The organism is Aliiroseovarius sp. PrR006 (genome assembly GCF_010500215.1).
Lineage (GTDB): Bacteria > Pseudomonadota > Alphaproteobacteria > Rhodobacterales > Rhodobacteraceae > Aliiroseovarius.
In genome coordinates, this window is record NZ_JAAGOY010000004.1 from 1,004,859 (window position 1) to 1,019,073 (window position 14,215).

Sequence of the window (14,215 nt, forward strand, 5' to 3'; positions counted from 1 at the left end):
CCGAACCCGCCTTTGCGCAACGCTAGAAACAGGGCTTTCACGCCCCCAAGGTTAGTTTTTCGAGCCTTTTGTTACATGATGTTACGCAAGCCTTGATTTTGTTGCACGCTGTTACAAACACACAGAAGGTGAGGACGGCATATTTGCCGAAGGGAGGCACATCGCATGGCGATTCCAAAACTGCTTGTCGTCGATGATGACGCAGAAACGCGCAGCATGATGACCCAGTTTCTGCAACAGAACGGGTTCATGGCCTTCCCGTGCGAAACAGAAGATGCCATCCGCCATCACCTAAAGGGTGGCCGCGTGGACCTGATCCTGCTGGACGTGATGCTGGCGGATGAAAACGGCGTCGAAATCTGTGCCCGGTTGCGTAAGGAACAGGACGTGCCCGTCATTCTAGTGTCGGCCCTGTCCGCCGACCACCACCGTATGAAAGGCTACGAGGTCGGCGCGGATGACTATATCGCCAAGCCTTTCAATCCCGAACTTCTGCTGGCCCGCGTACGCGCCGTCCTGCATCGCGCCAATCGCAGCGCGTCACTTGTTTATCGGCGCAGCGTGTCGGTCTTTCGCTTTGCGGGCTGGCATTATGATGCGAAGCGCGACGAGGTCACCTCACCGCAAGGATATCAGGTTGCCCTGTCGCGCAAGGAAACCGCGCTGCTAAAGGTACTTCTGGCCAATCCGCACATCCCCCTGACCCGAGATGAGATCGCAAATGCCCTTGATGTCACCGGAGAGGCACAGGGAACCGCGCCCGAAGGCTCTGGCCGGGCCATTGACGTGCTGGTCGGGCGCCTGCGTGGCAAGATCGAGGCCGATCCCAAATCCCCCGAGCTTCTGCGCACAGAACGCGGCATCGGCTATGTCTTCGCCGCCGATGTCACGACCGAGGACAGCGCATGAGCAAAGGGTTTCGCCTGCAAACCCTTGGGGTCACTTTAGTCGTGGCCTCATTCGCGATGGCTTTCATCTCGGCTTGGATGTGGTTTGCCTCGAACCGGTCGTGGCAGGAACACCTGACCGGCAGCTACGTCACCGGCATCGCGCTTTACGAATCCCTGCGCACGGGTGCGGAGCCGCCTGAAGGCATCCACATCACTTCGCTGAACGCGATGGATGAAATTCTGGCCAGCCGCGGAGAGTTTTCGCGCCTGCCCGACATCCCGAAGCCCGCCTTCACCACCAATGTGTCAATCAAGGGTCCGGGCCGGGATCCCGTGTCTGGCGAAACCCTGATCCTCGGCATCGTATCCGCGAACCTGCAATATTCGGTGTCTGAACTTGTCTCGAACGAAGGCCAGCCTGCCGCCCAGAAGTTCGGCAATGTCACGCGCCTGCTCGCGACCTATTGCAGCGAACCGATCCTTTTTGCACGAATGGGAACGCAGCCATGGATGCGCATCGACGGGCGCGTGGTCTGGGGCTGTGACGCCGCACCCAAAGATATGCGCCTGCTGGCTGTTCTGATGTGTCTAGTGGCTCTAGCGATCCTCGCCACGGTGGTGCGCGATACCTCGGCCTATTTCGACCGCTTTGCGCGCGCGTTGCACAACCGCCGCCGTTTGGGTGGGCCGGAAAGTTATGCCGTGCAAGGGCCAGAGGAATTGCGCGACATCGTTCTGGCAGTGAACCGCTATCTTGAAGACGAACGCGCCCAGTTGTCCAAGCGCGCGACCGTTCTGTCCGGGGTCAGCCATGACCTTGGCACCCCCGCCACCCGCCTGCGTTTGCGTACGGCATTGATCAAGGATGCCGACCTGCGGGACAAATTCGAGGCCGACATCGACAGCATGACGGAAATGATCGAAAGCGTACTGACCTATACCCGCGCCGAACTGAACGAAGAGAACCCGCGTCAGGTGTCGTTGACCTCGCTGATCGAGGCGCTTGTCGCGGATTATGAAGACTTGGGTCAACCTGTCGCGATCCGCACACTAGAACGCCCCTCGGTCGAAGGGGGGCGATCCGTATTTGCGGCCACCCCCGGCCATGTGGCCCTTCCTGACACGCAACGCATCCTGATCACCGCCCGTCCCGTGTCCCTGAAGCGCGCCATTTCAAACTTGATCGAGAACGCGTTGAAATATGGCCGTCGCGCCACGGTCGAACTGACTGCGAATGCAGATTACGCAACGATCGTAATCGAAGACGAAGGGTCGGGCATGTCAGCGGAAGACATTGAGGCCGTGGTGGCACCGTTCAAACGTGGAGACAACACCAAGGCCGTCGACGGCTTTGGGTTGGGCCTGACGATCGTCGCAACCGTGGCCGAGCAGCATGGCGGGCGCCTGCACTTCGAAACCGGCGCGCATGGTTTGCGCGCCTGCCTCGAGATTTGCAGGAACTAGAAACTTGCAGCCATGATCTGGCGCCCGGCCCGGCCCAAGCCGGATTGTCCCTAGCGGTCGTGGTCGGCTGGAAAAACGGGCGGTAGGGGCAATTCAGCGACAGCGGCCGCGTTCTTCGGTTCAGCAACCTCGCGCAGGACCAAAGGTCGAGTGTCGTTGGTGTCTTGCCGCACAAAATCGCGCAGTTCCAGCACCATCGCCGTTCTCGGTTCGCCCAGATACTCGGTGACATTTCCATTGCCAGCACGGATCGCGACATAGGGTTGTTCCCCCTGAATTCCGCGCCATTGGCTGAACCCCGTGCCCGCAAAGATCCTATCGAAATCAATGTCGGGATCACTGCACACAGCCGACGAATGCACGACAACCACGAACGCGCCGTAGTCCTCGGAGGTACGCGCGATGGCGGTTCCAAAATCGGTATCGAGCAACACCTCGGGGTCCGGCAGATTGCCCCCCCAGGCGCAGGTGTCTTCGTGGGCGATTTTGACCGGGGCTGCGTCCGGGTTAAGGCCAAGCAGCGTCATCCCGCGATAGACATAGACGATATCGCCCTGCGCGCGGTTGGACACATAGCTTTCCCACGCCTCGGCACCGCCGGTCGAGCGGATGACGAAATCACCGACAAGGCCCGAGGGCGAAACAGAACGCACCTCGTCCGCATCAATCAGCAACGTGTTGTTGTAGAACCCGCCCACAACGCTGTCGAAATAGGCTTGGTCCGGGCGCACCTGCGCGAACACGTTCTTTAGGCTGCCGAAGGGCAAGGTTACGCCATCAGCCAAAGGAAACGACGTCAGGCCCGGGCTGCCGATACTTCCAACCAGCGCACAGTACTTTGCAGGCAAGGTGGCCTTGCGTCCCTCAAAGACACTGGTCCGGGCGCAGCGATCCACCCAGACAAACCGATCACCATACCACGTATCCAACAGCTTCCACGGCAGTTTGGTACCATCGGCCAGATCGTACAGAATGTCCCGGACGCGGAGATCTTCGTTTAGCTGGAAGATGGCAGGCAGCCGCACATAGCGCGTACCCATATAGGCCTTGTCGGCCGCCTCATCGACCCGAATGCCCGCGTTAAGCTGTGGGAAAACCGCCAGTGATGACAGGAAGGTCCAATGTTCTTCCAAAAGCAGGTTCAAGTCGGCTGTCGTGCTCCGCAACGATGGGGTCGCCCCCCGAAGATCACGCCCATATCCCATGGCATCAACATCCGCCCCCAGCAGCCCAAGGAAGGTCGGCGCAAGGTCAAAGGTCGTGCCGGGTTTGTCGATCTTGCCGGGCTCGATCCCCGCCCCGAACGCCATGACAAGGTTTGTACGATGCGCAGCCTCAAGCGTGTCCCAGACCGAGTTCGGCCGGGCCAGATGATCCGACATCACCAATAGCACCGTGTCCTCCATCGCGGGGCTTGCAAGGACGTGCCGGATGAACTCGCCCGCCATATGGTCGGCACAGTGCACTGCGTTCAGGAAGGGGTTCTCGCCATCCCCATAGGTGATGCCTTCACAGGTGTTGGAGACCGTGCCGCCCTGCGGATGGTGGGTATCGACGGTCAGAAGAACCAACCCGAACGGAGTGTCGCGGGCGGCAAGCGCGTCGAACCGCTTCGCCCCGATGTCCAAAAGGGCGTCGTCGTAGATCCCCCAGATGGACTTGTAATAGGGATCATCCAACGCGGCATAGAGGTCGTCCGCGCCCTCGACCGTGTCAAAACCGTGGGTTTCGTAAAACGTCCCCCAGCCTGCGAACTCAAGCGACGAGCCATGCATATAGGTCATGTCATAGCCAGCGTCACGCAGCAGATCCCCCATGCAGGTCGCGGCGGGCAGGAACTCGTCCGAGCCGGCACCAGACCCGGCCAGCGGAATGCCGCACTGGCTTGCCACCATGGCCCCGATGGTCCAACTGGCCCAAGTCGCTTGCGTCATGTCGGTAAAGCTAAGCGCCTGCTTTTCCAGCGCGCGCAGGTTCGGTGTCAGACCGGGAAAAAGGTCTTCGTCCATATAGGTGCGTTCGATCGATTCGAGATACAGCAAGACAACGTTCTTATCGGTCCCTTTGGCGTCGCGCGCTTCGATCGCAACATATTCCGGCGGAGCCGCAATTCGGACGTCATTGCCAAGAGTGCCAATTCCGTATTTCAACGCCAGATCGCTGACGTCCAGCACCGTCGGATTCACGGCGAACGCGGCAAGCAATGCAGCCGTCCCAGCCAAGACCGGGACACGGTGGGGCGCGTCGTTTTTGCGGGCGCGAATGAAGCGAAACGCAAAATATGTCACAACCAGCGCCGCAACCACCAACAGCGCGACAACTGCAATGATGGCGGTGAAGTCCTGAACCGTGGCGCCCTCCATCCCGGCGACAAGATGGAAGAGGACGGATTCATCGATGCCCGATCCGGTCAGGGCGTTCACGCCATAGTACGTGACGAGGAAAAGCAGCAGTACAAGAATAGCAAAGGCAAACCCAAGGGCCGCACGGCGCGATGCGACCGCCTTTCGCAGCAGCACGAGAGCCAGCAGTATCAATGCAATGCTTATGGCCGTTGTCATGTCAGTCCCTTCCCTTAATCAGATCCGCAAGCCTCGCATTTTCGCCATGTCAGCGCGCCTTTGCGGCATCCGAAGCTTGATCTGTGCCGGGAAATGCATGGTCAGACTGTTCGTCTCGTGCGGCTCCTGCATTCGGCGCTCCCTTAGGCGCGACCAAATGCGTTGAGTGGAAACACCAGATCTCCCTTCTGTTGACGCTACTCACTACGCCGGACCAACCACTATGATCTTGGTCAAGTTTGGCCAAACGGTTTACCGGCAGCCAAATCGAAGATTTCCGAAATCTTTGGTTCGAGATCAACCGCGCGGCGACCTCTCATCGGGCATCAGCGCTTCATACGGCTATAGCTCATCGAGATATGTGCCCGCTGAATCAGTGCGGCAGCCTGAAGGTCGCCCAGTTCAATCGCTGCGGTCACTTCGTCGACCTCACGCGCGAACACACGAATTTCTTCGTTAAGATCAATGATCGACGCGAAGAAGGATTTCAGCCAGATCCGAGTGGTTTGAATATAAAGCCTCTCGGAAATCTCGCGCAGAGGCGCGTTGTTGGACAGCTCCAGCCGCGCAAGGAAAAAGTCCATATTAAGCTGTGCAAAGGCGCGCGGTTCTGGGTTTTGCACAAGTGCCTTGGCGCGATGCGACAGATCAGAAAGACGCGCGGAAAGTGCGTCATCCGGCAGCTGAGGGCACAGTTTCCCCACCAGTTCCGCAAGCTCCATACGCAGTTGATATGTCTGCGCCAGCTCTTCAATATTCACATCGGTCACGAAGGTTCCAACACCATGCGCCGAATGCACCAGTCCCTCATCTTCAAGCCGCGCCAGAACCCGTCTAAGGGGAGTGCGTGACACGCCAAATTCTTCCGCCAGCTCTGTCTCGGAAAGCCGCATACCGGGGGCGTAATCCAGCAGACAAATCCGGTTGCGAAGTTCGAGATGCAGGATTTCGAAACGATCGCGTGCTTTGAAGTCGCTGTTTTCAAAAATGGCTGAGCTCACGGGGACGATCCTTCGATGGATGAACAGTTTACGCCCTGCTGGGGCAGAGTAAACCCCAGCGCGCAGTGGTCCAAAGCAGCGGAAACGGCCCACATCACGATCATATCAAACCAGCTTGGACGAGAGACGCGCAAGCATGTCCAAACATTGCTCCATCTGATCGATCGAGACATATTCATCCGGCTTGTGCGCCTGATTAATCGAGCCGGGCCCGCAGACGACAACCGACATGCCGAGCCCCTGAAAAATACCGGCCTCGGTCCCGAAGGGCACGACGTCCGCCCCATTGGCGCCCGTCAGCTCCATCACCAGATCCCGCGCTTCGTTCTCGGCCATGGGTTCCAGCCCGTCCACCTCGCCAATCACTTCCGTCTCAATCCCGGCCTCGGGATGCACGGCCTGCATTGCCGGGATGAGCGTATGCGCACAAAACTGGTGCAACGCGTCCTTCACATAGTCGGCATCTGACTGCTGAACCGGGCGCATTTCCCATTCAATCCGGGCTTTTCCGGGGATCACATTGTGGGCCACTCCCCCGATCAGCGCGCCGGTATTGATGGTGGTCCAGGGCGGTTCGAAGCGACTTCCCTGTGGTGCGCGGCTCTGTAGATCTGCCTTCATCTCCAACAATTTCGAAACATAACGCACCGCATATTCCACTGCATTCACACCGCGATCGGGGCCGGACCCATGCCCTTCAAGCCCCGTGAAGTGCGTCGTGTATTCATAGCACCCCTTGTGCCCCTCGATGATCCGCATCGAGGTGGGTTCGCCTATGATCGCAACTGCGGGTTTGATGCCCTTTTCACGCAAAGTGTCTGCCAGCGCACGCGCGCCGAAACAGCCGACTTCCTCGTCATAGGTGAAAGCAAAATGTACCGGGCGGCGCAAGTCCAGCGCCGCATAGCGCGGTGCCATGGCGACGGCTGCAGCAATGAACCCTTTCATGTCGCAGGTCCCACGCCCGAACCATTTGCCCTCGCGTTCGTCCATCACAAACGGATCCGAGGTCCAGTCCTGATCGGTCACCGGCACCACGTCGGAATGCCCCGACAACACGATACCCCCATCGCGTTTCGGTCCTAATGTGGCGAACAGATTGGCCTTGGTCCCGGTTTCGTCATGCCAGATTTCAACCTCGGCCCCACAGTCCGACAAACGCTCGGCAAGATGCAGGATCATATCCAGATTGCTGTCCGAGGATACCGTGGGGAAGCCGATCAACTCCCCCAAAAGGGTCTTTGTATCTGTAAGAGCGCTCACGATCAGTCCTTCACGAAGAGCTTTCGCTCCATATTGCACAAGGCCTCGGCAGGTCCGTTTTCGGTGATCAGAATGGTTTCGGTGGTCTCAAGTCCCCAGCTGTCCATCCAGAGCGCCGGCATGAAGTGGAACACCATGCCCGGTTCCAGAACGGTGTCATCCTCGGTTCGGATCGAGGCCGTACGCTCGCCCCAATCCGGCGGATAGCTCAGCCCAATGGGATAGCCCATGCGCCCTTCCCGCTTGATGCCATGTTTTGCCAGAACATCCATGAATGCATTGGCAATGTCACAGGTCCGGTTGCCGGCGCGGGCGGCCTCTAGCCCGGCGGCGATCCCTTTAATCTGCGCCTGCTCGGCTGCCAGCATTTCGGGCGGTGGGCTGCCAAGATAGACCGTCCGGCACAGTGGCGCGTGATAGCGCCTGTAGCAGCCCGACAGTTCGAAGAATGTGGCCTCTCCTGCCTTCATAGGAGCGCCATTCCAAGTCAGGTGAGCGGCAGTTGCATCCAGACCCGAGGGTGTCAGCGGGACGATGGCGGGATAGTCGCCCCAATCGTCATCGACCCCTGTGATTCCGGCGTGGAAAATGTCAGCCACCAGATCGTTCTTGCGCACGCCGGGCGCAGCACGGTCGATCGCTGTCTGGATGACCTTTTCAGAAATACGCGCGGCCTTGCGGATGAATCCGATCTCTTCGTCGGACTTCACCAGCCGCTGCCAGTTCACCAAGGCAGTTGCGTCCTGCAGGCTGGCGTTTGGCAACTCTTCGACCAGCACAGCGTGCGCTTTGGCCGAATAATAGTAATTCTCCATCTCGACGCCGATGCGGGCGGCCTCTAATCCCAGCGCGCGGATATGTCCGGCCAGATCCTGCATCGGGTGGCGCACGGTGGATTGCACATAGTTGTCAGCATATCCGTGGATATTGTCGTCAGACATCCAGCACGTCCGTCGCCCGCCCAAGGCATCCATAAACCGACCCCACCAGATGGGCTCTCCTTCCAGCCCCAGAAGCACCCCCTGATGGACATAGAAGGACCAGCCGTCATAGCCGGTCAACCAAGCCTGGTTCGATGGATCGGTGACAAACAGCAGGTCCAGCCCTGCTTTTTCCATCGCCTTTCGGGTCTTGGAAATTCGACGATCATATTCAGCCTGACTGAACGGAGCATGTTCGATGGGCATCGCAACCTCATGATTAAGTACGGATCGTTGTGCACAACTTGAACCGCACTGCGAAGCGGTCTGTGCCTTCCACCAAGCTAAACGCGAGCATAAGGGGGATTATCGCACAAAAACGGCACCCATATGTCGTTTTTCCTGATTGACCAAAACAAACCCGTCATGATGTTGTACACAAATAGCAGCAACCGGTGCACTTCGCATTTAATTATAGCACCGTCGGGGCTACGAATACGCCGCGACAGACAAGGAAAGCGATGACCTCGGATGACTGAAATGGCTCTCGAACTTCACCACATACTTGAGGCGCGGCATCGGATTCGCGGTGTCGCAGACAACACGCCCCTGATCCCGTCCCCGTTCATGTCGAATGTGGCTGGCCATGACTTTCTAATGAAGATGGAGACCATGCAGCCAGTTGGGGCGTTCAAGCTGCGTGGCGCAATGTCGGCGGTGATGGCGCTGCCGGACGATGTGCGCGGCGTGACCTGTTGCTCAACCGGAAATCACGGGCGCGGTGTGAGTTTTGCCGCCAACCGGCGCGGGATGCGGGCGGTGATCTGCATGTCGGAACTTGTGCCACAGGCCAAAATCGACGGGATCAAGGCGCTGGGTGCGGATGTTCGCATCATCGGCACCACGCAGGACGAGGCGATGCAGGAAAGCCAACGCCTGTGCGATGCTGAAGGGCTGGTCGAGATCTCGCCCTTCGACGACCTTCATGTGATCAGTGGTCAGGGCACGATTGGGCTTGAAATGCTCGAGGCACGGCCAGATCTGGATATGCTCCTTGTGCCGCTGTCGGGCGGCGGCCTTGCAGCTGGCATTGCCACGGCAGCCAAGGCAATCAATCCGCAAATCACGGTGATCGGTATCACCATGGATCGCGGCGCGGCCATGCATGCGTCGATCCACGCGGGCGAACCGGTCGAGGTGCCGGAATTCGCCTCGCTTGCGGACAGCCTGGGCGGGGGTATCGGATTGGGAAACCAGCTGTCGTATCCCATCTGCCGCGATCTTCTGGATGACACCATTCTGGTAACCGAAAGCGAAATCCTGCACGCCATGCAGGTGATGTTCTACGAGGATCGCATCGTGGCCGAAGGGGCATCGGTCGTCGGACAGGCCGCGATGCTGGCGGGAAAACTGCCCACACCAAACGGCCCTGTCGGTACGGTGATTACGGGGCGCAATCTGGACATGCCAACATTCGCGAAACTCATGACAGGGCAAGACGTGATGATCGGGGACCTTGAAGTGGAGGGAAAAACCTATGGCGCATGACATTCAGATCGTCACCGAAGCGGAACTAAGGCGGGCTGTAGGGCTCGACCTGACCGCCGTTGACGTGGTGGAACAGGCCTTCACGGCGTTGGCCTCGGGCAAGGTTGTGATGCCGCCGATCCTGTCAATGGACCTACACGAGGCGAATGGCGAGGTGGACGTGAAAACCGCCTATATTCAGGGTTTTGACGGGTTCGCGATCAAGGTTAGCCCCGGTTTTTTTGACAACCCGAAATTAGGCCTGCCCAGCCTGAATGGGCTGATGATCCTGTTCTCGGCCAAGACCGGGTTGGTGGAATCTCTCTTTCTGGACAATGGCTACCTGACCGATCTGCGCACTGCCGCTGCAGGCGCTGTTGCTGCGCGTCACTTGGCGCCACGGATGGTGGACACCGCAGGCGTGATTGGGACCGGTGCGCAAGCACGTCTGCAAATGATCGCCGCGCATCTCGTGCGCCCGTTCAAGCGGGTTCTGGTGCATGGCCGCGCCCCGGACAAGGCCGCCGCCTGCGCTGCCGATCTGGCCAAGGCGCTGGGGGTCGAGGCCAAGGTGGTGACGGATCCGGCAGAGCTGGTCGCCCGGTCGCAGCTTGTGGTCACCGCCACCCCCGCGCGCGAACCAGTATTGCGGGCCGAGTGGCTGCATCCGGGCCTGCACATCACGGCTATGGGCTCGGACCAGACCGGGAAAAACGAGATCGATCCCGCTGCGTTGATCGTGGCGGACGCGTATATCTGCGACAGCGTCAGCCAATGCGCGGTCTCGGGCGAGCTTGAAGCAGCCAAGACGGCCGGCCTTTGGGACAAAGGCACGCCAGCCGAGCTGGGCGAGGTGATCACCGGGGCCAAACCCGGCCGTACGTCTTTTGACGCGATCACCATCTGCGACCTCACCGGTACCGGTGCGCAGGATACTGCCATCGCCACCCATGTCCGCAAACATTTCGGCTCTGCCGGAACTGTCATTCAGGCGTGACCAGATGATGCTAGACAAACGCGACATCCAGATCCTGTCAGTTCTCACCCAAGAGGGACGGATCACCAAGGCTGCGCTGGCCGACAGGATCGCCCTGTCGCCTACGCCTTGTTGGGAGCGTCTGAAAAAGCTGGAAAACGCAGGCCTGATCGAAGGGTATGGCGCCCGCATCAATCTGAAGAAACTTGCGCCGCATGTGACGGTGTTCGTGGCGGCCGAGATCACCGATCACACCGCCGCCAGCTTCCGCGCCTTCGAAGCCGCAATGAGCCGTTATGACGAGGTCGTGGCCTGCTGGGCGCTTGGCGGCGGGTTCGACTATCTGTTGCAAATCGTCACCCGCGACATCGATTCCTATCAACGCCTGATCGACGAAATGCTGGACGCACGCATCGGCCTGTCCCGTTATTTCACCTATATCGTGACCAAACCGGTAAAGGGGCCAGCAGGCGTGCCCTTCGACATACTGCTTGGCGACATGCGAGACAGTTGAATCGTCTGGAACACCCCTCTAATTTGGACTCTTCTTCTTATCAGATCCGGCAAAATCCTCTGCAACAAGAGGAGGGCACAATGTCAGAAACGGCACTTTCTGCACGTTCAGATATCGAAGACAAAGCGCTAGTGCGTTCTTTTTCATATATTAATGGAAAATGGATGGCCGCACAGTCTGGTGAAAGCTTTGCTGTAACAGACCCTGCAAATGGCGATCACCTTGGCGATGTGGCGGCGATGTCGCCAGAGGAATCCTCTGGCGCTGTCGGCGCTGCTCAGGCGGCCTTTCCGGCATGGGCCGCGCTCTTGCCGCAGGAACGTGCCACCATTCTGCGCCGCTGGTTCGAGCTTCAACTGAAGCACAAGGAAGATCTGGCGCGCATCATGGTGCTGGAGCAGGGCAAGCCAATCTCAGAGGCGCGCGGCGAGATCGACTATGGCGCGGCCTTTGTCGAGTTCTATTCAGAAGAGGCCAAGCGCCCTAATATCGAAGGCGTCACCAGCCATCTGCCCGATGCCGAGGTTGAGCTGTGGCGCGAACCCGTGGGCGTGGTGGCCCTGATTACCCCGTGGAACTTCCCCTCGGCCATGCTGACACGCAAGGCGGCCGCAGCGTTGGCGGCGGGCTGCTCCGTGGTGGCACATCCTTCGGGTGAAACACCCTATAGCGCGCTGGCACTGGCCGAACTGGCCGAACGCGCGGGTATTCCGGCAGGCGTCTTCAATGTCGTCACCGGCATCGCTCCGACCGTAGTAGAACCTTGGACACACGACCCGCGCGTGCGCGCGTTGTCTTTCACTGGCTCGACCAACGTGGGCAAGCTGCTGTATCGCCAGTCCGCCGAAACAGTGAAGCGGCTGGTGATGGAGCTGGGCGGCCATGCTCCGGTCATCATCTTCAAGGGCGCCAATTTGGATGTGGCGGTCGAGGAAACCATCAAGGCGAAATTCGCCACGTCCGGGCAGGACTGCCTGGGGGCCAATCGTATCTATGTGGAGCGCGCCATCTATGATGACTTCTGCGCCAAATTCATCGACGCCACAAAGGCCCTGACCGTAGGGAACGGTATGGATGACCCGGATATCGGACCACTGATGAACGAAAAGGCAGTGCAAAAACAGGAAGAGCACGTGGCCGATGCGTTGGGGAAAGGGGCCAAGCTGGCCTTCGGCGGCAAACGCCATCCGCTGGGGCCGCTGTTCTATGAACCGACCGTGCTGGTCGATGTGCCTGCGGATGCCTGCATCATGACGGAAGAGACTTTTGGACCCGTCGCCCCGATCACTCCGTTCGATACCGAGGACGAAGTCGTCGCCCGCGCCAATGACAGCGAATACGGTCTGGTCGCCTATCTGCACAGCCATGAACCGCGACGTATCTATCGGCTTAGCCGCGCGCTGCAATATGGCATGGTCGCAGTGAACCGCACCAAGGTCACTGGCGCGCCGATCCCGTTTGGCGGCACGAAACAATCTGGTCTGGGCCGCGAAGGGGCGCGACTGGGCATGGAAGAATTCACCGAAATCAAATACATCTGCCGTGATTGGGCGTGATCGCACACGGACAAGAAAGGAACGCAAATGCTGAAAAACGACCAACTCGACCAGTGGGATCGCGAGAACTTTTTCCACCCCTCGACCCACCTGGCCCAACACGCCCGCGGTGAAAGCCCGAACCGTGTGATCAAGACTGCCTCTGGCGTCTTTATCGAGGATCGTGACGGCAACAAGCTGCTGGATGCCTTTGCTGGGCTTTACTGTGTGAACGTCGGCTATGGCCGACAAGAGATCGCCGAGGCGATTGGTGAACAGGCTAAAGAGCTGGCCTATTACCACTCCTATGTCGGTCACGGCACCGAAGCCTCGATCACGCTGTCGAAAATGATCTTGGATCGTGCGCCGAAGAACATGTCCAAGGTCTATTTTGGCCTTGGAGGCTCGGACGCGAACGAAACCAACGTCAAACTGATCTGGTACTACAACAACATCCTTGGTCGCCCCGAAAAGAAAAAGATCATCTCGCGCTGGCGTGGCTATCACGGGTCGGGGTTGGTCACGGGATCGCTGACGGGGCTCGAGCTCTTTCACAAGAAATTCGACCTGCCGGTCGAACAGGTGATCCACACCGAAGCGCCGTATTACTATCGCCGCGCCGATCTGGATCAAACGGAAGAGCAGTTCGTTGCCCATTGCGCGGCCGAGCTGGAGGCGTTGATCGAACGTGAAGGGGCCGACACCATCGCCGCCTTCATCGGCGAGCCGGTTCTAGGCACGGGCGGCATCGTGCCCCCGCCCGCTGGCTATTGGAACGCCATTCAGGCGGTGCTGAAAAAACACGATATTCTTCTGGTAGCCGACGAGGTCGTCACCGGCTTTGGCCGCCTCGGCACCATGTTCGGCTCGGATCACTACGGCATGGAACCCGATATCATCACCATCGCCAAGGGCCTAACGTCGGCCTATGCGCCGCTGTCTGGCTCGATCGTGTCGGACAAGGTCTGGAAAGTGCTTGAGCAGGGGACGGACGAAAACGGCCCGATTGGCCATGGTTGGACCTATTCGGCGCACCCGATCGGGGCCGCGGCGGGTGTTGCGAACCTGAAGCTGATCGATGACCTGAACCTCGTGCAGAACGCAGGCCAGGTCGGCACCTACCTGAACGATACCATGCGTGCTGCGCTAGCCGATCACACCCATGTCGGCGACGTGCGCGGCGAAGGGATGCTCTGTGCCGTCGAATTCGTGAAAGACAAGGACAGCCGTACTTTCTTTGACGCCGCCGACAAGATCGGGCCGCAGATCTCGGCCAAGCTATTGGAGCAATCCAAGATCATCGCCCGCGCCATGCCGCAAGGCGACATCCTTGGCTTTGCTCCGCCCTTCTGCCTGACCCGCGAAGAGGCCGATCAGGTCGTGGCCGGGACAGTTGATGCGGTAAAGGCCGTTCTGGGCTAACGCGCACAAAAAAACCGGGACAGGGCCGATATCTATCGGCCCTTCCTGCCTTCATCGCCAAACGGATGATCTCGGGACTGGTTTTGAAATAGCGGAATGGGGATGGTTTGGGCATGGCAGGACGCTAAACTGGCGCCATGCC

The 14,215-nt window shown here is 59.2% G+C and carries 11 protein-coding genes; 7 read left to right on the forward strand and 4 right to left on the reverse strand.

Going from position 1 to position 14,215, the window contains the following annotated elements; translation table 11 throughout:
- Positions 1–165: 165 nt before the first annotated feature.
- Positions 166–909, forward strand: coding sequence for a response regulator (locus G0Q00_RS04925; protein WP_163036926.1), 744 nt, complete (start codon positions 166–168; stop codon positions 907–909).
- Positions 906–2,354 (forward strand): HAMP domain-containing sensor histidine kinase, encoded by a 1,449-nt coding sequence (locus G0Q00_RS04930; protein WP_163036928.1) that lies wholly within the window; start codon positions 906–908, stop codon positions 2,352–2,354. Before G0Q00_RS04925 ends, G0Q00_RS04930 begins: the two co-directional genes overlap by 4 nt.
- A gap of 50 nt (positions 2,355–2,404) precedes the next feature.
- Here the strand turns inward: G0Q00_RS04930 and G0Q00_RS04935 are convergent, their stop codons facing one another.
- From G0Q00_RS04935 to G0Q00_RS04950, 4 genes are all read right to left on the reverse strand, one after another.
- Entirely contained in the window at positions 2,405–4,915 is a 2,511-nt protein-coding gene (locus G0Q00_RS04935; RefSeq protein ID WP_163036930.1) for a sulfatase-like hydrolase/transferase, read from the reverse strand.
- A gap of 326 nt (positions 4,916–5,241) precedes the next feature.
- A complete protein-coding gene (locus G0Q00_RS04940) occupies positions 5,242–5,916 on the reverse strand; it encodes a GntR family transcriptional regulator (RefSeq protein ID WP_370458534.1) in 675 nt (224 codons plus the stop codon).
- Positions 5,917–6,021: 105 nt separating this feature from the next.
- Complete coding sequence (gene argE, locus G0Q00_RS04945; RefSeq protein WP_163038319.1) at positions 6,022–7,182, reverse strand: acetylornithine deacetylase; 1,161 nt, start codon at positions 7,180–7,182, stop codon at positions 6,022–6,024.
- Complete coding sequence (locus G0Q00_RS04950; RefSeq protein ID WP_163036932.1) at positions 7,182–8,366, reverse strand: M24 family metallopeptidase; 1,185 nt, start codon at positions 8,364–8,366, stop codon at positions 7,182–7,184. Before G0Q00_RS04950 ends, argE begins: the two co-directional genes overlap by 1 nt.
- A gap of 273 nt (positions 8,367–8,639) precedes the next feature.
- On the opposite strand from G0Q00_RS04950, the gene eutB reads away from it, so the two are divergent.
- From eutB to G0Q00_RS04975, 5 genes are all read left to right on the forward strand, one after another.
- Complete coding sequence (gene eutB / locus G0Q00_RS04955; protein ID WP_163036934.1) at positions 8,640–9,647, forward strand: hydroxyectoine utilization dehydratase EutB; 1,008 nt, start codon at positions 8,640–8,642, stop codon at positions 9,645–9,647.
- Entirely contained in the window at positions 9,637–10,623 is a 987-nt protein-coding gene (locus G0Q00_RS04960) for a cyclodeaminase (protein WP_163036936.1), read from the forward strand. The genes eutB and G0Q00_RS04960 overlap by 11 nt, the downstream gene beginning before the upstream one ends.
- A gap of 4 nt (positions 10,624–10,627) precedes the next feature.
- Positions 10,628–11,116, forward strand: coding sequence for an Lrp/AsnC family transcriptional regulator (locus G0Q00_RS04965; protein WP_163036938.1), 489 nt, complete (start codon positions 10,628–10,630; stop codon positions 11,114–11,116).
- Between the two features lie 80 nt (positions 11,117–11,196).
- Complete coding sequence (locus G0Q00_RS04970) at positions 11,197–12,672, forward strand: NAD-dependent succinate-semialdehyde dehydrogenase (RefSeq protein WP_163036940.1); 1,476 nt, start codon at positions 11,197–11,199, stop codon at positions 12,670–12,672.
- A gap of 27 nt (positions 12,673–12,699) precedes the next feature.
- Positions 12,700–14,073 carry an aspartate aminotransferase family protein gene (locus G0Q00_RS04975; RefSeq protein ID WP_163036942.1) on the forward strand — a complete coding sequence of 458 codons (1,374 nt, stop codon included), beginning with the start codon at positions 12,700–12,702 and terminating at the stop codon, positions 14,071–14,073.
- The last annotated feature ends 142 nt before the right edge of the window (positions 14,074–14,215 follow it).